The sequence below is a fragment of the Bacillus sp. JZ109 genome (assembly GCF_053903135.1).
In genome coordinates, this window is sequence record NZ_CP096388.1 from 1,802,232 (window position 1) to 1,825,567 (window position 23,336).

Genomic DNA, 23,336 nt, shown 5'->3' on the forward strand with positions numbered 1-23,336 from the left:
ATTAGCACAAATTGTGCTCAGCTCAAATCCCCGTAACGCGGGAAACGTTTAGGTTTTCCTAACCGCGACTTGAGGGCAGGTTCTACAAACAAGCGGGCCGCAACACCTTTCAGCCGGGGGTATCGCTCTCTTAGGCCATTGCCTTGTATACTATTCCTCGTCATAGCGTTCCAATGGTTCTCGTTTTAGTTTGTTGTTCATTATGCAATGGCGGACAAGCTAATGTCAATAGCTTTTTCAAAAAGGTTTGTTCTCATTCTGCAATAATGACACAAGACCGAGAAAAAGCTAAAATATGAATAATGAATGAAGACAAGGAGCGAAAGGATGACAACTGAAGATGTAATTGCGATCCGCGTCCCGACGCCGTTTGCTGTCGGCGATGTTATCGTTTACCTCGTAAAAGGTGATGCGCTGACACTTATCGATGCCGGGCCGAATACAAAAGAGGCTGCCAGAGCCCTACAAGAGCAGCTTGCCGCTGTAAATGTGAAAATATCAGATATCGAGCAGGTTGTACTGACTCACCATCATGCTGATCATGCAGGCTTGCTTGATGTCTTTTCAGATGAAATCGAAGTGATTGGGCATACATTCAACGAACCTTATATCAGCAGAAATCAAGCCTTTATGGATTGGCAAAAACGTTTTTTTCAAAAGCTGCTGCCTGAATTAGGCGTTCCATTTGATACGGGGAAGGCGGAAAAGCTGATTCGATCAGCGTACGCATTTTCCTGTACGAGATCTCTGACAAAATCAATCAGAGAAGGTATGGGCATAGATGGGCTTGAGGGCTGGTCTGTGTTGGAGATGCCTGGACATGCTGAATCGCATATCGTTCTGTTCCATGAAAAAAGCGGAAGGATGCTTGGCGGCGATCTACTGCTGGCAAACAGCTCGTCTAATCCGATTTTGGAAGCGCCGAAAGCGGGAGACGTTAGGTCAAAGCCTTTAGTGGATTATCAGCGGTCATTGCGAAGGCTGTCTCAACTTGATCCAACAATCGTATTTCCTGGTCACGGCGAGCCTATCACCAGTGTACAAGCGCTGATTGAGAAGCGTTTTGACAAGCAGAGGAACAGGACGGAGGATGTGCGTCGCATGCTGGATGAAAAGCCGATGACCGCTTTTCAGGTCTGTCAGCAGCTTTTTCCTGCTGTATATGAAAAGGAATTGTTTTTAACGATGTCAGAAACGGCAGGTCACCTTGATGTGTTGGAGGCTGAAGAAGCCATCACGTCATATTGGGAAGGAAATACCGCATACTTTAAAACAATGAAGAGGTGAAATGGGTGAAACATATAGCGGGAAAAAGGATTTGGATAACCGGCGCTTCAGGAGGGCTTGGTGAAAGAATCGCATACTTATGCGCGGCTGAAGGAGCCCATGTCCTTCTGTCGGCTAGACGCGAGGATCGTTTGATAGAAATCAAAAGGAAAATAACCGAAGAATGGAGCGGACGGTGTGAGCTTTTTCCTCTGGATGTCGGCCGCCTAGAGGATATCGCCCGGGTCCGCGATCAGATCGGCTCGGTTGATGTACTGATTAACAATGCGGGCTTTGGTATATTTGAAACGGTTTTAGACTCTACATTGGATGACATGAAAGCGATGTTTGATGTGAATGTCTTCGGCCTGATCGCCTGTACAAAAGCGGTGCTTCCGCAAATGCTTGAGCAAAAAAAGGGCCATATCATCAATATCGCCTCTCAGGCGGGGAAAATCGCAACACCGAAGTCTAGCCTGTATTCCGCGACCAAACATGCCGTGTTAGGTTACTCAAACGCTTTGCGGATGGAGCTTTCGGGAACCGGCATTTATGTGACAACAGTCAACCCGGGACCGATTCAGACGGACTTTTTTTCCATTGCTGATAAAGGCGGGGACTACGCCAAAAATGTCGGCCGCTGGATGCTTGATCCTGATGACGTGGCAGCTCAAATTACAGCTGCAATTTTTACGAAAAAGCGGGAGATCAATCTTCCGCGTTTAATGAATGCCGGCACTAAACTGTATCAGCTGTTTCCAGCTCTTGTAGAAAAGCTGGCAGGACGCGCGCTCATGAAAAAATAATATGGAACTGCCTGTTATGGAATGGCTTGATTCGAACGAGGCAGTTTTTGATAGTGGAAGGGAGAGATTGTTGAATGTTAGTTCATTCAGAAGTCCTTCATGCTCTGCTTAAAGATCCGTTTATTCAGAAACTGATTGATGCAGAGCCTGTATTCTGGGCAAATTCAGGCAAGAAAGAGGGGCCATTACCCCGTGCAGATGAGTGGGCAACCGAGATAGCGGAAGCGGAAAAAAGAATGCGGCGGTTTGCACCTTACATTGCCGAGGTGTTTCCTGAGACGAAAGGCGCTAAAGGAATCATCGAGTCTCCGCTTTTTGAGGTTCAGCATATGAAGGAAAAGCTGGAAGCGGCATATCAGCAGCCATTTCCGGGAAGATGGCTTTTAAAGTGCGACCATGAGCTTCCGATTTCAGGATCGATTAAAGCGAGGGGCGGGATTTATGAAGTGTTAAAGCATGCTGAAAATCTCGCGCTTCAAGAAGGAATGCTTCGGGAAACCGATGATTACCGCATCTTACAGGAAGAGCGGTTTGCCGGGTTTTTCTCCCGCTATTCGATTGCTGTCGGTTCGACAGGAAATCTAGGTTTAAGCATCGGCATCATCGGCGCGGCACTCGGGTTTCGTGTGACAGTGCATATGTCCGCCGATGCTAAGCAGTGGAAAAAGGATCTCCTCCGCCAAAAGGGAGTCACTGTTATGGAGTACGAAACAGATTACAGCGAAGCAGTGAACGAAGGGAGACGGCAGGCGGAACAAGATCCATTCTGTTATTTTATTGATGATGAATATTCTCGACAGCTGTTTTTAGGATATGCTGTTGCCGCAAGCCGATTAAAAACACAGCTTGACTGTATGAATATAAAGCCAAGTCTTGAGACGCCCTTGTTTGTGTATCTGCCGTGCGGAGTCGGCGGAGGACCGGGCGGTGTAGCATTTGGGCTGAAGCTTTTATACGGAGATCATGTTCATGTGTTTTTCGCAGAACCAACTCATTCACCTTGTATGCTGTTAGGGCTTTATTCAGGACTTCACGAGAAGATCTCCGTCCAGGATATCGGCCTGGATAATCAGACGGCTGCTGACGGACTTGCCGTAGGGAGGCCGTCAGGATTTGTCGGCAAGCTGATTGAACCGCTTCTGAGCGGCTGTTATACGGTAGAGGACAATATGCTTTATACTTTGCTTCATATGCTGGCTGTATCTGAAGATAAATATTTAGAGCCCTCTGCTCTTGCCGGCATGTTCGGGCCGGTTCAGCTTTTTTCGACAGAAGAGGGAAGGCGCTATGCTCAGAAATATAAGATGGAACATGCCGTACATGTCGTCTGGGGAACGGGAGGAAGCATGGTTCCAAAAGATGAAATGGCTGCGTATAACCGAATTGGTGCTGATTTGCTAAAAAAACGAAATGAAAAATAAGCAGACAGTGAAAAGGTTTTCCGTTACAATCTTTGTAAGGGTTTTAACCTACAGAGAGTCAGGTGTAAACAGTGAAAAATAAAGAACTTAACCTACAAACTTTATATACACAGCACAATCGGGAGTCTTGGTCTGGTTTTGGGGGGCATTTGTCGATTGCTGTATCTGAAGAAGAGGCAAAAGCTGTGGAAGGATTGAATGATTATCTATCTGTTGAAGAAGTGGAGACGATCTATATTCCGCTTGTTCGCTTGCTTCATTTGCATGTCAAGTCTGCGGCTGAACGCAATAAGCATGTCAATGTTTTTTTGAAGCACCCACATTCAGCCAAAATTCCGTTTATTATCGGCATTGCCGGCAGTGTCGCAGTCGGAAAAAGCACGACGGCGCGGATCTTGCAGAAGCTGCTTTCGCGTTTGCCTGACCGTCCAAAAGTGAGCCTTATCACGACAGATGGTTTTTTATTTCCTACTGCCGAGCTGAAAAAGAAAAATATGATGTCTAGAAAAGGGTTTCCTGAAAGCTATGATGTAAAGGCGCTGCTTGAGTTTTTGAATGACTTAAAATCAGGAAAGGACAGCGTAAAGGCCCCGGTGTATTCCCATCTAACCTATGACCGCGAGGAAGGTGTGTTCGAGGTTGTAGAACAGGCGGATATTGTGATTATTGAAGGCATTAATGTTCTTCAGTCGCCCACCTTGGAGGATGACCGGGAAAACCCGCGTATTTTTGTTTCCGATTTCTTTGATTTTTCGATTTATGTGGATGCGGAGGAAAGCCGGATTTTCACTTGGTATTTAGAGCGTTTTCGCCTTCTTCGGGAAACTGCTTTTCAAAATCCTGATTCATATTTTCATAAATTTAAAGACTTGTCCGATCAGGAGGCTGACGAGATGGCAGCCTCGATTTGGGAGAGTGTCAACCGGCCGAATTTATATGAAAATATTTTGCCGACTAAATTCAGGTCAGATCTCATTTTGCGTAAGGGAGACGGGCATAAGGTCGAGGAAGTGCTGGTAAGGAGGGTATGAAATTGTGCATCATATTGAACTGTATGTCTCTGATTTGGAGGCGTCTAGGCGGTTTTGGGGCTGGTTCTTAAAAGAACTTGGCTATAAAGAGTATCAAAAATGGAGCTCAGGCATCAGCTGGAAGAAAGATCGTTTTTACCTAGTGATTGTGCAGGCGAAAGAGCCATTTCTAGAGCCGAAATACCATAGATGCCGAGTCGGTCTGAACCATCTCGCATTTCATGCTGAATCCAAGCTTCAAGTCGATCAGATGACTGAAAAATTGACGGCAAAAGGTTATCGTGTGTTGTACCGAGACAGGCATCCTTTTGCCGGAGGAGACGGGCATTATGCAGTTTTTTGTGAGGATCCAGACCGGATTAAGGTAGAGCTCGTTGCCCCAAGCTGTTAATCGTGATCTTCGGACAGGCTGTTCAGCTTTTTCTCAATGCGATCCAGCTGCGCTTTTCGGTTTTTCGCATACTTGAAGCCTGTAACAGCCGCAAAGATGACAGCGGCAAATATAATAAATACAAACAGCTGAAACATCACATCACCTATATTCATGTTCTTCACCTCATGTTTGCGGGAGAGATTCATTCTCTTCCGTTTTTTATGTAAAGCGGCTTTTCCAGACGGGAACGGTGTTTTGTGGTCTCCGTTTTCATTTGCCGATAGGCGAACGCTAAAAATGGCAGGCCGAGCAGGGTAATGCCGCTCAGGACAGAAAAAATATAAATCGGCCGGCCAGCGCCAAACAGGTCTATACATATCCCCCCGACCCAAGGGCCGATGACGTTTCCGAGCTGTGAAAAACCGATTGCCCCGAAATAAGTGCCTTTTAATCCTGGTTTTGCAATCTGGTCTACATACAAATCCATCATAGAGAATAAAAGCACTTCGCCGATTGTAAATGTGATGACAATCATCACAATTGATGGAACACCGTGTGATACGGTGAAAATGGCCATGCTGATGCTAACCATCACATTACCGAGCATCAGAGAACAAAGCGGCGAAAACCGTTTTGCAAAATGGACAATGGGAAATTGCGTCGCCAACACAACGATTGCGTTTAATGTCAGCATCAGCCCATACAGCTTCGTTCCATTGCCGATCAAGGGGTTCTGCGCCATATACTGAGGGAATGTGGAACTGAATTGTGAGTAGCCGAAGGTGCATAGCGTAATGCCGACCAAAGCAATGGTAAAAAGATAATCCTTTTGCGTGACCATAAACGCTTCCCGCACGCTCCTATTTCGGGACTGGGCTGGTGCTGATAAGGATGGATGTTTTTTAAATTGGAGGGCAAGCATAATTCCGTATAGTCCGTAAATGACTGCAGGCACCAAAAAGGGCGTAGTCGATTGCGATGAGCCGAAATATAGGCCAAGCACAGGTCCGAAGACAACGCCGATATTAATAGCCGCATAGCGTAAATTAAAAACTAGCAGTCTCGTTTTTTCTTCTGTCATATCAGACAGCAAGGCCTTTGAAGCGGGCTCAAACAGTGATTTGCAAAGACCGTTTAATGCGTTTACTACAAAAAACACCCAGAGATGAGATGCCGCCGCAAAGCCTGCAAATACCAGCATCCATCCGAAAATCGATACAAGCATCATGTTTTTTCTGCCGAATTTATCTGAGATATATCCGCCGTAAAAGCTTGCGAGGATGCCGACTGATGAGCTCGCGGCGATGACCAGCCCTGCATAGGAAGCTGATGCGCCTTGGACGGCTGTCAAATAAATCGCTAAAAAAGGAATGCTCATCGATGTTGCCATTCTGCCGAAAATGGTTCCGATTATAATTGTCCAGCTGATCGGGTGGATATCTTTCCATTTCTTCATGAATTATATTCTCTCCTGTATGTATGATCTTTCTCTATCATATATGAAAAAATTTCCTTCTCCAATAGATCGTTCAAAATATTTCGTTATTGACATGTAGTATGCCTGATTGTATGGATGGCAATATACTATGCGTTGAGGATGCGTGTGGCGGGGGTTACATCTTGAAATTGAAGGTGATGACAGAAGGAAAATGACGGTATGTCCGAATTCAGTGAGGGTGTGTTTGAAACATTAAAAGAGTTTAAGCCGCCAGGACGTAGATCATATCGGCAGTGAAACCGGCTATGAGATCAAGATGTACGCTGAAAACCGATGGACCGCATGACAGAACAAGAGAGCACATCTCTTCGAAAAAGTGTATACGCGTGATCATGGACAGCTTATTCCGTTTTGCGCGAGCATTGAGGGGAATTTTACGCCAGGCCATATGAATCTATGGAGCGTGAGAAAATCCTGCTTTTTTTCTGTAAGCCTGAGACTGTTTATTTGTTTCAGGCGGTGTTTTCAAGGGGAAGCCGCATCAGCGGCTGAAAGTCATGCGTTTAAGAGAACAAGCCTTGGTTTGTGACATAGTCATAAATGATATCTTCTATATGCGCATGCAAATCCTCATCCGGTTCTTCATTCCGTCTCTCTTGTAGAGCCGCTTTCAGGCTTTGTTTTTCATACGGGCTTAACGGATCTATAGCAACGTTTCTGCCGTATTGCCGCAATGCCTGTTCCATCATTTTTTCGACAAATTTCTCCATCATGACTCTCCTATCCTTATGCTTCGCTTTTATTCTACTAAATGTTTTTCTTCTCTCAAACCCTTGGATCATATTTTCTGTCAGACAAGAATCATTTACCAGTATAAAACGAACATACTTTCGCATATAATGAAAAACGAACATAAGTTCTTTTTAGAGGTGTGTATGATGAAAGAAAAAGTGATTTTTCTCGTTGACATGCAATCGTTTTATGCATCTGTAGAGAAAGCGGAAAATCCACATTTGAAAAATAGGCCCGTCATTGTTTCGGGTGACCCTGAAAAAAGGGGCGGAGTCGTATTGGCTGCCTGCCCGCTGGCGAAACAAAAGGGTGTGGTGAATGCTTCACGGCTGTGGGAGGCGCAGGAAAAGTGTCCTGAGGCTGTTGTGCTCCGGCCGCGTATGCAGCGGTATATTGATGTATCACTGCAAATTACGGCCATTCTCGAGGAGTATACAGACCTTGTGGAGCCTTATTCTATCGATGAACAGTTCATGGACATTACAGGCAGCCAGAAGCTGTTTGGGACGCCGATGGAGATCGCGAAAAGCATTCAGGGCAGAATCATGCGGGAGATCGGCGTTTATGCACGGGTCGGAATCGGCCCTAACAAAGCGCTGGCCAAAATTGCGTGTGACAATTTTGCCAAAAAGAATAAGAACGGTATTTTTACCTTAACGAAAGAAAATATGAAAACCGAAATGTGGCCGCTCCCGGTGGGCAGCATGTTTGGCGTCGGGAGCCGCATGAAGCATCATTTAAATCGGATGGGCATCAGCACGATCGGCGGGCTCGCGGCTTTTCCGCTCGATCTTTTAAAAAAGAAATGGGGCATTAACGGCCACGTGCTGTGGATGACGGCAAACGGAATCGACTATTCCCCTGTGTCAACTTCGTCTCTGGACGGGCAAAAGGCGATAGGCCATGGAATGACTCTCCCGAGAGACTACGAACACTTTGACAAAGAAATCAAGGTCGTATTGCTTGAGCTGAGTGAAGAAGTGTGCAGGCGAAGCCGAAACGCCGGGGTCATGGGGCAGACGGTGTCAGTGAGCTGCCGGGGTGCTGATTTTGATTGGCCGACGGGCTTCAACCGGCAAGTGAAGCTGGCAGAGCCGACTAATTCTACTCAGGATGTATATGAGGCTGTACGCCGGCTGTTTCTTACATTTTGGGACGGGAAACCTGTCCGCCGCCTCGGTGTCAATCTGTCTCAGCTCTCATCTGATGACATATGGCAGCTCAATTTATTTCAGGATTATGCAAAGAAAATGAGCCTAGGCTATGTGATGGACGGCATTAAAAATCGATTCGGCGACACAGCAATCATCAGGGCGGCGTCACTGACAGCGGCAGGCCAGGCATTTGAACGTGCGGCTAAAATAGGGGGGCATTATAAATGAACGATCATTTAAAAAGGGGCAACCTGCTGTGGGAAGGGAGCAGGATGTTTCTGCCGGAACATAAGCAAAGCCTGCTGGAGAGAAAGCGGCTTAAACAGAAGCTGCAAAAGCCGATCCTTGACCCCGATAAGCTGGAAGAGATGAATCAAACGCTTTGTGCCGCGATGGAGTTCGCTCAGGATATCACTGTGAGCTGCTTTCAGGACGGTGAGATTGTCCGCTGCACCGGGAAGATCTGCCGGTATGAAGAGTTTGAAAAAGCAGTATGGATAAAAGGAGACGAGGATCAGCTTTATAAGCTGAAACTTGATCAAGTGCTTGATATTGTGCTGTAAAGTCTCTCCTCCTGCTTGGGGGAGAAATAGGCGTAAAATGATCAAACATTGTTCCCTCGGCAGTCTGGAAACGTATGATAAAGGAAAGAAGGCATTTACAATTCCAGCCAGGCAAAATATAATTTTTATATTGTGAGAAAAAGAGCTGACATTCGTTTTGCCAGACGGAGGGAGATCAAATCGTAATGGATATTCGAACAATCACGTCTTCAGATTATGAAATGGTAACGTCTGTACTGAATGAATGGTGGGGCGGCAGACAGCTGAAAGAAAAATTGCCGAGACTATTTTTTGAGCATTTTCAGGACACAAGCTTTATTACATCCGAACATAACAGCATGACGGGATTTTTAATCGGATTTCAATCGCAATCGGATCCTGAAACGGCGTACATTCATTTTTCCGGTGTGCATCCAGATTTCAGAAAAATGCAAATTGGGAAACAATTGTATGATGTATTTATCGAAACAGTAAAACAAAGAGGCTGCACCCGGGTAAAGTGCGTCACTTCACCTGTGAATAAGGTATCAATCGCATATCACACAAAATTGGGGTTTGATATTGAAAAGGGCACCAAGACGGTAAATGGCATCTCAGTGTTTGCAAACTATGATGGCCCAGGCCAAGACAGGGTACTGTTTGTCAAAAACATATGAGGGGGAAATATGATGAATTTTTTATCAAAAACACCTGAGCCTCCTTACTATGCAGTCATTTTTTCTTCTGTCAAAAGCGAAAATGACACAGGATATGGAGAAACAGCGGAGCGGATGGTATCGCTTGCGGCGGATCAGCCTGGATTTTTAGGCGTGGAAAGCGTACGTGAAGCGGATGGAAGGGGCATCACAGTTTCCTATTGGGACAGTATGGACGCAATTAACCATTGGAGGCATCACACTGAACATCAAGCAGCAAAAGAAAAAGGAAAAAGCGTTTGGTACGAGTCGTATGCAGTCCGCGTCGCAAAAGTCGAAAGACAGCGGCTGTTTCAGGAGGAACACGAATGATTGAATTTATCCAGCATAAGGAAGATACGATAGCGCGTGAGATTTTAGCCGTACAGATCCCCGCCTACATAAAGGAAACAGAGATTATTGGTTTTGACGGTATTCCCGCTTTACAAGAGAAGGTGAAGGATATTCAAGCATCCCATGAGCGGTTTGCGGGATATCGGAAAAACGGCAAGCTGATCGGTGTCATTTCATATGAGAAAAACATGCATTATCTCACCATTTGCAGGCTTGTTGTGCATCCTGACGGTTTCAGAAAAGGAATTGGACGAGCACTTCTGCAATTTGTCATTGATCATAATGAAGACGCTGAGAAAATCGAAGTAGTCACAGCCGAGAACAATACCCCGGCCGTGTCACTCTATACACAGGCTGGATTCCAAAAGGCAGAAACCGTCAAAGCAGCGCAGGGTCTATTGCTGTCGGTCTTTCATTTGTATCCGAAAAGAAAAGTTGAGGTCATTCTCTACAACGAAAAATGGGCAGAATGTTTCGATGAAGAAAAAGAACGGCTGAAACTTGTGTTCGGGCCGGAGATTATCGCTGTTCATCACATCGGAAGCACATCAATACCGAACATGGCAGCGAAGCCAATCATTGATATGTTAATTGAAGTCAGAAGCATTGAAGCCGTGAGCCAATTTGATGAACAAATGAAGGCTAACGGCTATACACCAAAAGGTGAGAACGGCATAGCGGGCAGGCGTTATTTCCAAAAGGGCGGAAATAAACGCACTCATCATGTCCATATGTACGAACAGGGAAACCCTGCTATTGAAAGGCATCTGTTATTCAGAGATTATCTCAGAGCTCATCCAAACATAGCGAAAGAATACGCCGTTCTCAAAAAACGGCTGGCGGCCCAGCATCCTGACAGCATCAATCAGTACATACAAGGGAAAGATGAGTGGATCAAGACTGCAGAAGAAAATGCGAAGCGGTGGAAAAAAGGCAGAAACAATGCGAATGGCAGTGTTGTATGCTACAATAGCGAAAATGATGAAAACGGGGGTTTCACCTTATGAACATACATGTGACAGATGCAGCAAAACAGGCACTGCAGCAGGCGTTTGACGCCAACCCGGGGAAAAAAGCCCAGCTTCGTTACGATGCAGAAGGATGCGGCTGCGCGGTAAGCGGTGTCCCGACAATCTGGCTGGCAGAAGAATTAACGGGACAGTGCGAGCAGCTGGAAACGAACGGCATTCCGCTGTATATCCAATCGTCACAAAAAGTGTTTTTTGACGATCAAATGACGATCGATTACAATGAAAAAGCCAAAACATTGGCGCTGAAAAGCCCGGCTGAAATGCTCAGCCCCAGAATGAGCATATTAGTAAAGTAGGAGACGCGAAACGTGGAACAAAAGCTGAAGGCAATGAAGAACACAGCACAAAATAAAACGTGGGTATCCTTCCTGAATCAAAACCATCCCTATACCTTGCTTCACTGGTCAATTGGAGGAGCAGAGTCCATCAAGAAAGATGTCTGGCTATTGCAGGATGAAATGACCTTCGAGACGCAGGAGTTTACAACGATAGATCTTGCGATTGAATGGATCAGAGAAAATATGGATGGCATTACCGACGTTCTGTAACATAAAAAAGCGAAAGAGCCGAAGAGGCCTTTCGCTTTTTTATTCTGTTGAATCATTCATGTTGTCTAAAAACTCCTGCACTGTTTTTCGGTACGTATCCCGATTTTTGGTATATGACATGGCGTGTTCACCGTTCTCGGCAATGTACAGCGCTTTCGGCCCGCGTTTCTTTTCATAAAGCCGCTCGGTTGAAGAAACAGGAATGTAGTCATCATCCTTACTGTGAATAAAGAGGACCGGCTTTTCGATTTTATCAATGACAGCAAGCGGAGATACTTCACGTGCGCGATAGCCGCCTCTCAGCTTCAAAAAGAAGTCGGCGATAGGAAGCAGGGGCCAAGACGGGAGCCTGTATTCCGCTCTCAGCCGGTAGGCAAGCTGTTCATCAAAACATGCGAACGGACAATCGGCAATATAAAAATCAGCGCCATCGCTGCAGTGTGCACCAGCATAAAGCAGGGCGGTCACAGCTCCCATCGACTCACCGTGAATTCCGATCAATCCGCGATGATTTGTTTTGTTTTTGAGCCAGCTGACAACCTTATTGAGATCATCCTTTTCGTAAAACCCGTAGCTGGTCGTCTTTCCGCCGCTTTGGCCATGCCGGCGATGGTCATAAATGAGCACATTCCAGCCGAGACCAAGAAATAAATGCATATACTTAAGAGAATTCAGCACATTCATGGTTACCCCGTGGCAGATGATGATGGTATTTGGTGTGTCATGCGGTGCGACATGGTATCCTTTTATGTCGTACCCGTAAGCGGAGGGTATCACAAAAGCGGTTTTCTCCATTTGTTCAAATGATTCAAACACATCATGTCCGTCGTCTGTCTCTCTTTTGATAATGTCTTCATCCGTTTTTTTCTTGATGTATAGAATCATATTCGAAAAAACAATTCCGATTGCGATGACAGCTGTTACGAGAGCGCCAATGGCCAAAAAGATTTTCTTCAACAAGTCACAGCACCTTTCAACTAAATATAGGTAATTCGTGTTTAAAATCATTATACCTAAACACTGCTTCGCTGAGAAAGTAATCAGAAGAGAGTCTGCTTGTTCAGTGTATATGCTCCGTGATAAACTGTCTTCAAAACAAAACTTGGGGGAAGTCTGAATGAAAAAACAAAAATCCGCTGACAAACACCAGCTAAAAGACGGCCTTCAATCCGATATCAAAGCAAAGCTTATGGAGATGAAGAGCCAATTGAAGGAAGAGGATGAAAAGAGGCAGGAAAGAGAAAAAGCAGAACAGATCAGAAAGAAAAAAGAGATCGAAAAAAATAAGAGCTTTGAAGAACTCCTAAATGAAAGCCAAATGGATTGGCATCAATATAAATAAACCAGCACCCGTACGGGTGCTGGTTTTTCTGCTATGAGCGATGAGCTTTGTAAATGTCTTGTTTCGCATGAGATTGGAGCGCTTTGATTTCCTCTTCGGTTAAACGCCGTGCATTTGCTGCCTGAATATTTTCCCGTAACTGCTCAATCTTACTGGCGCCTGTAATCACTGAAGCGACAGCCGGCTGTGCTAGCAGATACTGCAGCGACTTTTCTGTCATGGAAAGATCGGGAGCCACTTCCTCCATTGCCTTGCGGGCGTTTGTCAGTTCCTCGAATGAATAGGACAAGTACCCGTTTTGTTTCATGCTGTCTGAAGCTTGATCAAGCGGTTTTTCAGTTAAGAGCCCTTTGGCAACAGGACCTCTGGCGACTACGCTGATTTGATGTTCCTCTAAAAGCGGGAGCCATTCCTCAGGGCGTCTGTCAAAGAGGCTGAATTGCATCATAATGCTGACGATGTTTGATTTTTTTACATATTCTTTAATCACATTCGGGCGGATGGAAGAAATGCCGTAGTAGCGGATGACACCTTCTTGTTTTAATTCCTCAAACGCTTCGATCGTTTCATCAATGTTGTCCTCTATCGTGCCGCCGTGAAGCTGATAAAGGTCGATATAATCTGTTTTCAGACGTGTAAGGCTCTTTTTTACCGCCTCTTTTATGTAAGCTTTTGAAGGGTCCCAATACCAGCCCTCGCTTCCGTCATCCCAACGGTTTCCCGCTTTTGTTGCCAGTATAATATCCTGGCGTCTGTTTTGGATCGCATCACCGACAATTTCTTCATTGCGGCCTCGGTCATACAAATCCGCTGTGTCCAAATAGTTGATGCCAAGCTCGATCGCTTCATCCAGAATGGACAATGCTTTGTTTTTTTCAGTTCCAAGAGACATACAGCCGAGTCCGACTTCACTAATGTCTAAATCAGATGTACCCAATTTGCGCTTTTTCATGTGCACACTCCTTTTTTAGGCTTTGTATTGACCGTAATATAAAGGAGCTAAAGTTTCAACTTTTATGGCTTTGAGATCCAATCTTTCACATATTGAAATGTGCGTCCATACTCTTTTAACTTCGCCCGAATTTCCCATGCTTTTCCGACTAAGACAACACCTTTTGGCATGCGGTGCACTTTCACGAAGAAGCCCCCTTTTGCTCTAGTATGATAAAATGTATGGGGCATCATATAGAGACAGAACGGGAGATGAAGAAATGAAATCATTAGAAGAAAAAACAATTGCCAAAGAACAGATCTTTTCGGGTAAAGTCATTGATCTTTATGTCGAGGATGTAGAGCTGCCAAACGGCAAAGCCAGTAAACGTGAAATTGTGAAACACCCTGGAGCTGTAGCGGTACTAGCCGTCACAGATGAAGGGAAAATCATCATGGTCAAACAATTCCGTAAGCCGCTTGAGCGGACGATCGTTGAAATTCCGGCCGGTAAGCTTGAAAAAGGTGAGGAGCCGGAGTATACGGCACTTCGGGAACTTGAAGAGGAAACCGGTTATACAGCAAAAAAACTGACAAAAATAACTGCGTATTATACATCACCCGGATTTGCAGATGAGATCGTTCACGTTTTTCTTGCTGAGGAGCTTTCTGTGCTTGAAGAAAAACGGGAGCTTGATGAGGACGAGTTTGTTGAAGTGATGGAGGTGACGCTTGAAGATGCGCTAAAGCTGGTTGAATCGCGTGAAGTATATGATGCTAAAACAGCCTACGCGATTCAGTATCTTCAACTGAAAGAAGCGCTCCAAGCACAAAAATGAAAAAGATTTACGCGGATTTGCACATTCATATCGGCCGGACCTTTACAGGAAGGGCTGTCAAAATAACAGGCGCCAAAACATTAACGCTGGACAGAATTTTGGTTGAAGCCAGTGAACATAAAGGAATTGAACTCCTCGGCATTATCGACTGTCATTCTCCGGAAGTCATTCTAGAGCTTGAGGAAGGCATTTCATCTGGAAAATATCGCGAGCTTGACGGGGGAGGAATCCGTTATCGCAGCACGACTCTTTTATTGGGGAGCGAGCTGGAGATTTATGATGAAGCCTGCAGCGGACCGATCCATGTGCTCGTATTTATGCCGACGCTGGCTGATATGAAACAGTTTTCAAACTGGCTGTCAGCCCGGCTGAAAAATATTCATTTAAGCTCGCAGCGGATTTATGAAACGGGCTTAAACCTGCAAAAAAAAGTGCAGGATATGGGCGGCTTGTTTATCCCCGCCCATATCTTTACGCCGCATAAAAGCTTATATGGAAAAGGGGTTAAATCAAGCTTAACTGAGGTTTTTGATCCATCTATGATAGACGCGGTGGAGCTTGGATTAAGCTGTGATACAGACATGGCATCACAGGTATCTGAATTGAATCCGTATCCTTTTTTAACAAATTCTGATGCGCATTCGTTGGGGAAAATCGGCAGAGAATATAATGAACTATATGTGCAGTCAGCTGATTTTACTGAATTTGCTCTTGCATTAAAGGGACAAGATGACAGGAAAATTATCGCAAATTATGGCTTGGACCCGTTATTGGGGAAATATTATCAGACTGCTTGCGAAGCGTGCGGAGAGCCTGCTGTAAGCGGGGAAACAGCGTGCGCGAATTGCGGAAATGCCAGATTTACCAAGGGAGTCAGCGAAAGATTGCGTGAATTGAGTGATCAGCTTGAAGTTCGCGTCCCGCGTCCGCGATATGTACATCAGATCCCGCTGCAATTTGTTCCGGGTGTAGGCCCGAAAACGCTGGACAAACTAAAAAAAGCCTTCGGAACAGAAATGGCTGTTCTTCATGAGGCTGCAGAAGAAGATTTGGCTCGCGTTGTCCCGCCGAAAACCGCGGCGCTTATCGTAAAAGCGAGATCCGGAAAACTGGAATTGAAAGCCGGAGGAGGAGGAACCTACGGTAAAATTAAACCGTGAGCTAAAGATTAACTCAGTTCCTCCTGTACTTTTCTTTTTGTGCGTATAAAGGTAATCAGCTGGATGATTTCATCTTCACTCAGCGGCTGGCCATCAACAGAAATGGTAAAGTCAAGGCTGCTCCACGTGGCCAATTCTATGGCCTGAGGAGCAGTCTGCTTTTGTTTCTCGCGGCCTAAAAGTTCATCGCAGGTTGTGTCAAAGAGGTCAGCCAGCATGGCAAGCGCTTCAAGTGAAGGCCGTCGGTAGCCTGACTCGTAGCCGGCATATGTGCTTTTTGCGATACCGAGAAGGTCAGCTGTATATTGAAGCGACCAATTTTTCTTTTTTCTCAATTCAGTTAAACGATCTAGATTCATGAACTTCCGCTCCTTTTTCACCTTGAGCTGATTATATCATATAGGTATTAGGAAGTGTACGCGAATTGAATAATAATGTCTTGCGTATTTTATTTTCCGTGTCTATAATTGCATTAAAAGTATGCGAAAAGCGAATACCTTCTCGCAACCCATCTTTAGATACAGTGAAGAGGTGCATGGTATGAAAAAATTATTGATGTTGACAACTGGGGGAACGATTGCTTCAGTTGAAGGGGAAAATGGGCTGGCTCCCGGAGTCAAGGCTGATGAATTATTAAGTTACGTATCAAAACTTGATAACGATTACACAATGGAAACTCAGTCGCTTATGAATATAGACAGCACCAATATGCAGCCTGAATACTGGGTGGAAATAGCGGAAGCCGTTAAGGAAAATTATGATGCCTATGACGGGTTTGTTATTACTCACGGTACAGATACAATGGCCTATACATCTGCAGCACTTTCGTATATGCTGCAGCATGCCAAAAAGCCGATTGTCATCACCGGCTCGCAGATTCCGATCACGTTCCAAAAAACCGATGCCAAAAAAAATATTACTGATGCCATTCGTTTTGCCTGTGAAGGCGTGGGCGGCGTTTATGTTGTATTTGACGGCAGAGTCATTCAGGGAACGCGTGCGATCAAATTAAGAACGAAAAGCTACGACGCATTTGAAAGCATCAATTACCCATATATCGCTTTTATCAATGAAGACGGGATCGAATACAACAAACAAGTAACGGAACCTGAGAACGACACCTTCACAGTTGACACTTCACTATGCACAGATGTATGTCTGCTGAAGCTGCATCCAGGCTTAAAGCCTGAAATGTTTGATGCCCTGAAAAGCATGTACAAAGGAATTGTCATTGAGAGTTATGGCAGCGGAGGGGTGCCGTTTGAAGGCAGGGACATTTTGTCAAAAGTGAATGAGCTGATCGAAAGCGGCATTGTCGTCGTCATTACGACTCAATGTCTTGAAGAAGGCGAAGACATGAGCATTTACGAGGTTGGCCGCAGAGTCAACCAAGACTTAATTATCCGATCAAGAAATATGAACACAGAAGCAATTGTGCCAAAATTGATGTGGGCGCTAGGTCAGTCTTCGGATCTTCCTGTCGTCAAGAGAATTATGGAAACGCCGATAGCTGATGACGTTGTCCTGTAAAATGTAAAAACGATAACCAGCAAAGAGAAAGAAGGTTAAAGATTATGTTAAACGGCCAAAAAGAATATCGCGTGGAAAAAGACTTCCTTGGGGAAAAACAAATTGAGGCAGATGTTTATTACGGAATTCAGACGCTCCGTGCTTCTGAAAATTTCCCGATCACAGGATACAAAATCCATGAGGAAATGATTAACGCACTGGCGATTGTGAAAAAAGCTGCGGCTCTTGCCAACATGGACGTGAAACGGCTGTATGAAGGAATTGGCCAAGCTATCGTACAAGCCGCTGACGAGATTCTGGAAGGCAAGTGGCACGATCAGTTTATCGTCGATCCGATTCAGGGCGGTGCCGGAACTTCTATGAACATGAACGCGAATGAGGTTATCGGAAACCGGGCGCTTGAAATCATGGGACATAAAAAGGGAGATTATATCCATTTAAGTCCAAACACACATGTGAACATGTCACAGTCTACGAACGATGTGTTCCCGACTGCTATTCATATTTCCACATTGAAGCTCTTAGAAAAACTGCTGAAAACAATGGAAGATATGCATAGTGTGTTTAAGCAAAAAGCACAGGAGTTTGACTCTGTTATTAAAATGGGCCGGACACACCTTCAAGATGCGGTTCCGATCCGTCTTGGCCAGGAATTCGAAGCTTACAGCCGTGTTCTCGAGCGTGATATCAAACGAATCAAGCAATCGCGCCAGCACCTGTATGAAGTCAACATGGGCGCAACTGCTGTTGGTACAGGGCTGAACGCTGATCCTGAATATATCAAACAGGTAGTAAAGCACCTTGCTGATATTAGCGGGCTTCCTCTTGTCGGCGCTGATCATCTTGTTGATGCGACACAAAATACAGATGCCTATACAGAGGTATCAGCTTCATTAAAAGTCTGCATGATGAACATGTCGAAGATCGCAAACGACCTGCGCTTAATGGCGTCGGGACCGCGCGCCGGACTTGCGGAAATTTCTCTGCCTGCACGTCAGCCGGGTTCATCTATTATGCCGGGGAAAGTCAATCCGGTTATGGCGGAGCTGATCAACCAAATTGCGTTCCAGGTTATCGGAAACGACAATACAATCTGCCTTGCTTCAGAAGCCGGCCAGCTTGAGTTGAACGTCATGGAGCCCGTGCTTGTCTTTAATTTGCTTCAATCCATCAGCATCATGAACAACGGCTTCCGTTCGTTCACTGACAACTGCTTAAAAGGCATTGAAGCCAACGAAAAGCGTATGAAGCAATACGTAGAAAAAAGCGCAGGCGTGATCACAGCTGTCAATCCGCATCTTGGATATGAAGCGGCTGCCAGAATTGCCAGGGAAGCGATTATGACAGGGCAATCTGTCCGTGACCTTTGCCTGCAGCATGATGTGCTGACAGAAGAAGAATTGGATATTATTTTAAATCCATATGAAATGACAAAACCAGGGATTGCAGGAAAAGAACTCTTAGAAAAATAAAATTTGAACAAAATGCAGCTTATTCATCTCCGAATAATCGGATGAATAAGCTGTTTACAACATAGGGATGAGGAAGTATAGTATACGTGTTGCACTATTTATTGAAAGCGTTTTAGCTTTTTACATGAAGGGGGACTTCTTATGAAGGATGTAAGACTGCCAACACTATTCGAAATTATTATTGTACTAGGATCATTTTTAGCACTTGTCATGTCGTTTACAGTCTTTTTAGACTTGCCGATACAGCTCGCGCTCTTCATTTCCTGGTTTATTGCAATGATTCTCGGAATCAGACTCGGTTATTCTTATAAAGATATGCAAAATGCGATTCTGCATGGAATATCAAACGGTCTTGAAGCTGTTCTGATTCTCGTTTCAGTTGGGGCGCTCATTGGAACATGGATCGCCGGAGGCGTTGTGCCGACACTGATTTATTACGGATTAGAATTTATTCACCCTAGTATCTTTTTACTAGCAACATTGATTATTTGTTCAATCATGTCTGTGGCAACAGGAACATCATGGGGAACAGTCGGAACTGCCGGCATCGCCATGATCGCAATTGGAGAAGGATTAGGGATTCCGCTTCCTCTTGTAGCGGGAGCTATCCTTTCAGGCGCATATTTTGGGGACAAGCTGTCTCCTCTGTCTGACAGTACAGTTTTGGCTTCCTCACTATCAAAAGTCGATGTATTGGACCACGTGAGAGCAATGCTTTATTTATCAATACCTGCATATGTGATTACGGCTATTTTATTTACTATTACCGGCTTTATGTACGGCGGGAAAAATATTGATCTTGATAAAGTTGAATTTTTGAAATCATCTTTGCAAAATACGTTTGATATTCATATTTGGATGCTGATTCCGGCTGTTGTCGTCATTGTCTTATTAGCGATGAAAAAGCCGTCTATGCCGGTTATCGTGATCGGTGCTTTGCTTGGCGCAATCTGGGCTGCTGTGTTCCAAGGCATGAATATTGCGGATGCGATTGCCACTGCGTACAACGGATTTTCTATTAAAACAGATGTTGAATTTTTGAACGGCTTGTTAAACCGCGGCGGAATTGTCGGAATGCTCAGTTCCCTTGTCGTGATTATATTTGGTCTTGGTTTTGGAGGCCTGCTTGAGAAACTCGGCGTGCTGAAAGTCATCGTCTCTATGTTTGAAAAGAAATTAACATCTGCCGGCAATGTCACTTTATCTACACTGATCGTAGCGTTTTTAGCGAACATCTTCGGCTGTGCAATGTATGTATCTCTTATTTTGACTCCAAAAATTATGGAAGACAGCTATGATCGCTTGCATCTGGACAGAAGAGTGTTATCACGTAACTCAGAGGTCGGGGGAACATTGACTTCGGGGATGGTACCTTGGTCTGATAATGGGATTTACATGGCTGGTATTTTAGGTGTTTCTACCTTCTCTTATCTGCCGTTTATGTGGCTCAGTTTTGTAGCAATAGGTCTTGCAATTATCTATGGTTATACAGGAAAATTTATATGGTATACGAAAAACAATACAGTTAAAGCCGAAAAACTAGGCTAATAGGGGAGGATCACTGAATGATAGCGAAACACATGATTCGGACACTGATGATCGAAACGCCTTCGGTTCCCGGAAATCTTGGAAGGGTGGCTACGGCCATCGGCCTTCTGGGCGGGGATATTGGTGAAGTGGAGACGGTAAAAGTCGGACCCAATTACACAATGCGGAATATTACCGTTCAAGTGGAGAATGAAGAACAGCTTCAGGAAGTGATCGCGGCTGTACAGGCCCTCGGAGAAGGGATCAGGCTTCACACCGTATCTGATGAAGTCCTGTCCGCACATGAAGGCGGAAAAATCCAAATGAAAAGCAAAATGCCGATCCGTTCACTGGCAGAGCTGGGACGTGTCTACACACCAGGTGTTGCGGACGTGTGCCGACTGATCGAAAAAGAACCTGAAAAAGCTTCTATTTATACAACGATCAGCAATTCTGTTGCAATTGTAACGGATGGAACCGCAATTTTAGGCCTTGGGAATATCGGCTCTGTGGCTGGCATGCCTGTCATGGAAGGAAAGGCTGCTTTATTTGATCAGCTGGCAGGTATTAGCGGCATTCCGATACTGCTTGATACGAGTGATCCTGAAGAAATCATTAAAACAGTAAAACATATTTCTCCGGGCTTTAGCGGCATCCTTCTTGAGGATATCGGTTCGCCGCATTGTTTTGAAGTCGAGGATCGCCTAAAAGAGGAGCTGAACATCCCTGTTATGCACGATGACCAGCATGGTACAGCTGTAGTGACGCTGGCAGCTGCCATTTCGGCATGCAGGAGTGCGGGGGTTGACCTGAAAGAAGCGAAAGTGGGGCAAATCGGCCTTGGCGCAGCAGGCGTGGCCATCTGCCGGATGTTCATGGCTTATGGTGTGAATGCTGTGTACGGCACAGACAAATCAGAGTCAGCAATGAACCGTCTCGAACAATACGGCGGACAGGCAGTTTCCAGTATTGAGGAGCTTATGGAAACATGTGATATTGTCATTGCTACAACGGGCGTTCCGGGTTTAATAAAACCGGCATTTGTACGTTCTGGTCAAGTGATTCTGGCTTTATCGAATCCGAAGCCGGAAATTGAGCCGGAGGCCGCACTGCAGGCTGGCGCCGCATATGCAGCTGACGGGCGTTCTGTTAATAATGTACTCGGTTTTCCAGGGATTTTTAGAGGAGCGCTTAACGCAAAAAGCACGGAGATTAATCATGATATGCTTGTCGCAGCAGCAGAGGCCATCGCAGCTTGCACTAAACAAGGTGATGTTGTCCCTCAGCCGCTTGATTCAAAAGTCCATCATGCGGTAGCAGCAGCTGTCGAGCATGCAGCTCTTACAGCAGTGAAATAAATGTAGCTAAACAGCACCTGTCGTAGCAGGTGCTGTTTTTTTCTTATTATTGTTCAATTTTGTTATCATTACTATGAAAAAAAAGGGAGTGATCACATGGCAAAAAGCCAAGCGAAAAAGAAGCGGGAGCATCGATTGAGAAACGACGGACGTGACGTCTTATTATCAAGAGGCAGCACACCATCTTTCAGCACACATGAAAGAATGACAAAAAGCAAAAAAGAGATTTTGAATAAACGGAAGCATAAGAATCCTTATGATCATACAGCAGTTGATGATAAGGATTTTTTTGTGCCCAAAAAAGCCGCCTAGCATTCGTCTCTATCGTTTCTTTTTGAAAAAGGGCATGTTTTTCCGTTTCTTTCATACAATCTATTAAATCAAATCACTAGAACGGGCGGGAGGAAACGGTATGCGAAAAATCTCTTATAAGGACATGTTTCTCAGGCATGTCAAAGATCATCTCTCTCTTTATATATTTGTATCAGTGCTGTTTTTCATGGGTGTCATCTTTGGCGCGATTATTGTCAACAGTATGACCATCAGCCAGAAAGAAGATTTATACTACTACTTAAGTCAATTTTTTGGACAGCTTTCGGATGGAAAACAGGCAAGTTCAGCTGATATGTTTGGGCAAAGTATCTTTCATAATGCAAAGTATTTAGGCCTGATGTGGATACTGGGAATTTCCGTCATTGGAATGCCGATTATTTTCATTATGATCTTTCTGAAAGGGATCGTCGTCGGCTTTACTGTCGGGTTCCTAGTCAATCAGATGGGAGTAAGCGGGTTTTTCCTATCATTTGTCTCCGTTTTGCCGCAAAATGTGCTGCTGATTCCGGCTTATCTCATTATGGGCACATGTGCAATTGCGTTTTCTTTAAAGTTAATCAGACAGCTGTTCGTGAAACGAAGCCTGCATGACGCGCCGATTCAATGGTTCGGGCGGTATGCCTTTGTGCTGCTGGTCATTCTGTTTTTAGCGCTGATTTCATCTCTCTTTGAAGCATACTTATCTCCTGTTTTAATGGAAAAGCTTACATCTAGACTTTTTTAAAATCATTATTAAAAGAAAATCATTTTATTTATCAGTTTATAATAATTATAGTTGGAACTCTGCGCGTATTTTGTTATAATGAGTCATGGAATGCGGCGTAGGAGGGAAAGACATGGAAAACCGTATTGATCGAATTAAGAAACAACTGCACTCATCCAGCTATAAACTTACGCCACAGCGTGAAGCGACAGTAAGAGTGCTGCTTGAAAACGAAGAAGACCATTTAAGCGCAGAAGATGTATACCTCCTCGTAAAAGAGAAATCTCCTGAGATCGGTCTCGCTACAGTATACCGTACGCTTGAATTATTAACTGAATTAAAAGTCGTAGATAAAATTAACTTTGGAGACGGTGTGTCCCGTTATGACCTTCGGAAAGAGGGCGCAGCTCACTTTCATCACCACTTGGTGTGCATGGAGTGCGGAGCCGTTGATGAAATTGAAGAAGATTTGCTTGAAGACGTGGAAGAAATCATTGAACGTGATTGGAAATTTAAGATTAAAGATCATAGATTGACGTTTCACGGCATTTGCCACCGCTGTAACGGAAAAGAAACTGAATAGACGGTGCCGAGCGCGAACCTTTTCTCATGGGGAAAGGGTTTTTTGCTGTTTCTATGTATAAAACCTTTCTGATTTGGCATATGGTTTATATAACTGGAACCATAGGAA

The 23,336-nt window shown here is 44.8% G+C and carries 28 protein-coding genes and 1 pseudogene; 22 read left to right on the top strand and 7 right to left on the bottom strand.

Annotated features, from left to right (window positions below):
• The first annotated feature begins 327 nt into the window (after nt 1-327).
• From M1D94_RS09485 to M1D94_RS09505, 5 genes are all read left to right on the top strand, one after another.
• Nucleotides 328-1,287: an MBL fold metallo-hydrolase gene (locus tag M1D94_RS09485; protein ID WP_424935073.1), complete on the top strand. Its 960-nt coding sequence runs from the start codon at nt 328-330 to the stop codon at nt 1,285-1,287.
• Nucleotides 1,288-1,292: 5 nt separating this feature from the next.
• On the top strand, nt 1,293-2,072 hold the full coding sequence (locus M1D94_RS09490; RefSeq protein ID WP_041849991.1) for an SDR family oxidoreductase: 780 nt from the start codon (nt 1,293-1,295) through the stop codon (nt 2,070-2,072).
• Between the two features lie 74 nt (nt 2,073-2,146).
• Nucleotides 2,147-3,493, top strand: a complete 1,347-nt coding sequence (gene dsdA / locus M1D94_RS09495; RefSeq protein ID WP_041849990.1) for a D-serine ammonia-lyase — start codon at nt 2,147-2,149, stop codon at nt 3,491-3,493.
• A 71-nt stretch (nt 3,494-3,564) separates the two neighbouring features.
• The gene (gene coaA / locus M1D94_RS09500) at nt 3,565-4,524 is read left to right on the top strand and encodes a type I pantothenate kinase (protein ID WP_424935074.1); all 960 of its coding nucleotides are present in this window, start codon (nt 3,565-3,567) and stop codon (nt 4,522-4,524) included.
• A gap of 4 nt (nt 4,525-4,528) precedes the next feature.
• Complete coding sequence (locus M1D94_RS09505; RefSeq protein WP_085186446.1) at nt 4,529-4,915, top strand: VOC family protein; 387 nt, start codon at nt 4,529-4,531, stop codon at nt 4,913-4,915.
• Here M1D94_RS09505 and M1D94_RS09510 read toward each other — a convergent pair.
• The 3 genes from M1D94_RS09510 to M1D94_RS09520 form a co-directional block, all read right to left on the bottom strand.
• Nucleotides 4,912-5,070, bottom strand: a complete 159-nt coding sequence (locus M1D94_RS09510; protein WP_014477259.1) for a hypothetical protein — start codon at nt 5,068-5,070, stop codon at nt 4,912-4,914. The genes M1D94_RS09505 and M1D94_RS09510 overlap by 4 nt on opposite strands.
• Nucleotides 5,071-5,099: 29 nt before the next feature.
• Nucleotides 5,100-6,353 (bottom strand): MDR family MFS transporter, encoded by a 1,254-nt coding sequence (locus tag M1D94_RS09515; protein ID WP_169037834.1) that lies wholly within the window; start codon nt 6,351-6,353, stop codon nt 5,100-5,102.
• 545 nt (nt 6,354-6,898) lie between these two features.
• On the bottom strand, nt 6,899-7,105 hold the full coding sequence (locus M1D94_RS09520) for a YqzH family protein (RefSeq protein ID WP_014477257.1): 207 nt from the start codon (nt 7,103-7,105) through the stop codon (nt 6,899-6,901).
• 165 nt (nt 7,106-7,270) lie between these two features.
• On the opposite strand from M1D94_RS09520, the gene M1D94_RS09525 reads away from it, so the two are divergent.
• The 7 genes and pseudogenes from M1D94_RS09525 (at nt 7,271) to M1D94_RS09555 (ending at nt 11,451) form a co-directional block, all read left to right on the top strand.
• Nucleotides 7,271-8,509 (top strand): DNA polymerase IV, encoded by a 1,239-nt coding sequence (locus M1D94_RS09525; RefSeq protein ID WP_010886562.1) that lies wholly within the window; start codon nt 7,271-7,273, stop codon nt 8,507-8,509.
• Nucleotides 8,506-8,844 carry a YolD-like family protein gene (locus M1D94_RS09530; RefSeq protein WP_014477255.1) on the top strand — a complete coding sequence of 113 codons (339 nt, stop codon included), beginning with the start codon at nt 8,506-8,508 and terminating at the stop codon, nt 8,842-8,844. The genes M1D94_RS09525 and M1D94_RS09530 overlap by 4 nt, the downstream gene beginning before the upstream one ends.
• A 185-nt stretch (nt 8,845-9,029) precedes the next feature.
• A complete protein-coding gene (locus tag M1D94_RS09535; RefSeq protein WP_004398668.1) occupies nt 9,030-9,500 on the top strand; it encodes a GNAT family N-acetyltransferase in 471 nt (156 codons plus the stop codon).
• 9 nt (nt 9,501-9,509) lie between these two features.
• Nucleotides 9,510-9,855, top strand: a pseudogene (locus M1D94_RS09540) (antibiotic biosynthesis monooxygenase family protein).
• Nucleotides 9,848-10,879, top strand: coding sequence for a bifunctional GNAT family N-acetyltransferase/GrpB family protein (locus tag M1D94_RS09545; protein WP_326243301.1), 1,032 nt, complete (start codon nt 9,848-9,850; stop codon nt 10,877-10,879). Before M1D94_RS09540 ends, M1D94_RS09545 begins: the two are co-directional and overlap by 8 nt.
• Complete coding sequence (locus tag M1D94_RS09550) at nt 10,876-11,199, top strand: iron-sulfur cluster biosynthesis family protein (protein WP_003226552.1); 324 nt, start codon at nt 10,876-10,878, stop codon at nt 11,197-11,199. Before M1D94_RS09545 ends, M1D94_RS09550 begins: the two co-directional genes overlap by 4 nt.
• Before the next feature lie 12 nt (nt 11,200-11,211).
• Nucleotides 11,212-11,451, top strand: a complete 240-nt coding sequence (locus M1D94_RS09555) for a YqkC family protein (protein WP_003230411.1) — start codon at nt 11,212-11,214, stop codon at nt 11,449-11,451.
• Between the two features lie 39 nt (nt 11,452-11,490).
• Here M1D94_RS09555 and M1D94_RS09560 read toward each other — a convergent pair whose 3' ends face one another.
• Nucleotides 11,491-12,408 (bottom strand): alpha/beta hydrolase, encoded by a 918-nt coding sequence (locus M1D94_RS09560; protein ID WP_031315200.1) that lies wholly within the window; start codon nt 12,406-12,408, stop codon nt 11,491-11,493.
• 160 nt (nt 12,409-12,568) lie between these two features.
• Here M1D94_RS09560 and M1D94_RS09565 point away from each other — a divergent pair, with 160 nt between their 5' ends.
• Complete coding sequence (locus M1D94_RS09565; protein WP_003230416.1) at nt 12,569-12,793, top strand: YqkE family protein; 225 nt, start codon at nt 12,569-12,571, stop codon at nt 12,791-12,793.
• 31 nt (nt 12,794-12,824) lie between these two features.
• Here M1D94_RS09565 and M1D94_RS09570 read toward each other — a convergent pair whose 3' ends face one another.
• Nucleotides 12,825-13,745, bottom strand: coding sequence for an aldo/keto reductase (locus M1D94_RS09570; protein ID WP_021479963.1), 921 nt, complete (start codon nt 13,743-13,745; stop codon nt 12,825-12,827).
• Between the two features lie 62 nt (nt 13,746-13,807).
• Entirely contained in the window at nt 13,808-13,930 is a 123-nt protein-coding gene (gene mciZ, locus M1D94_RS09575; RefSeq protein WP_003230420.1) for a Z-ring formation inhibitor MciZ, read from the bottom strand.
• A 74-nt stretch (nt 13,931-14,004) separates the two neighbouring features.
• Here mciZ and nudF point away from each other — a divergent pair, with 74 nt between their 5' ends.
• Nucleotides 14,005-14,562, top strand: coding sequence for an ADP-ribose pyrophosphatase (gene nudF, locus M1D94_RS09580; RefSeq protein WP_456270512.1), 558 nt, complete (start codon nt 14,005-14,007; stop codon nt 14,560-14,562).
• Nucleotides 14,559-15,722 carry a TIGR00375 family protein gene (locus tag M1D94_RS09585; protein WP_103803316.1) on the top strand — a complete coding sequence of 388 codons (1,164 nt, stop codon included), beginning with the start codon at nt 14,559-14,561 and terminating at the stop codon, nt 15,720-15,722. Before nudF ends, M1D94_RS09585 begins: the two co-directional genes overlap by 4 nt.
• Nucleotides 15,723-15,730: 8 nt before the next feature.
• Here the strand turns inward: M1D94_RS09585 and ansR are convergent, their stop codons facing one another.
• Nucleotides 15,731-16,081 (bottom strand): HTH-type transcriptional regulator AnsR, encoded by a 351-nt coding sequence (gene ansR / locus M1D94_RS09590; protein WP_004399024.1) that lies wholly within the window; start codon nt 16,079-16,081, stop codon nt 15,731-15,733.
• Nucleotides 16,082-16,262: 181 nt separating this feature from the next.
• On the opposite strand from ansR, the gene ansA reads away from it, so the two are divergent.
• From ansA to fur, 7 genes are all read left to right on the top strand, one after another.
• Entirely contained in the window at nt 16,263-17,252 is a 990-nt protein-coding gene (gene ansA, locus M1D94_RS09595) for an asparaginase (RefSeq protein WP_004399032.1), read from the top strand.
• A 44-nt stretch (nt 17,253-17,296) separates the two neighbouring features.
• On the top strand, nt 17,297-18,724 hold the full coding sequence (gene aspA, locus M1D94_RS09600; protein ID WP_003230430.1) for an aspartate ammonia-lyase: 1,428 nt from the start codon (nt 17,297-17,299) through the stop codon (nt 18,722-18,724).
• A 141-nt stretch (nt 18,725-18,865) separates the two neighbouring features.
• On the top strand, nt 18,866-20,272 hold the full coding sequence (mleN, locus tag M1D94_RS09605) for a malate-H+/Na+-lactate antiporter MleN (protein ID WP_032726072.1): 1,407 nt from the start codon (nt 18,866-18,868) through the stop codon (nt 20,270-20,272).
• A gap of 17 nt (nt 20,273-20,289) precedes the next feature.
• On the top strand, nt 20,290-21,609 hold the full coding sequence (locus M1D94_RS09610; protein ID WP_070547503.1) for an NAD-dependent malic enzyme: 1,320 nt from the start codon (nt 20,290-20,292) through the stop codon (nt 21,607-21,609).
• 96 nt (nt 21,610-21,705) lie between these two features.
• Nucleotides 21,706-21,921 (top strand): hypothetical protein, encoded by a 216-nt coding sequence (locus M1D94_RS09615; protein ID WP_124072979.1) that lies wholly within the window; start codon nt 21,706-21,708, stop codon nt 21,919-21,921.
• A gap of 100 nt (nt 21,922-22,021) precedes the next feature.
• Nucleotides 22,022-22,666 carry a stage II sporulation protein M gene (gene spoIIM / locus M1D94_RS09620; RefSeq protein WP_004398593.1) on the top strand — a complete coding sequence of 215 codons (645 nt, stop codon included), beginning with the start codon at nt 22,022-22,024 and terminating at the stop codon, nt 22,664-22,666.
• Between the two features lie 112 nt (nt 22,667-22,778).
• Nucleotides 22,779-23,228, top strand: coding sequence for a ferric iron uptake transcriptional regulator (fur, locus tag M1D94_RS09625; RefSeq protein ID WP_003223972.1), 450 nt, complete (start codon nt 22,779-22,781; stop codon nt 23,226-23,228).
• Nucleotides 23,229-23,336 lie beyond the last annotated feature (108 nt).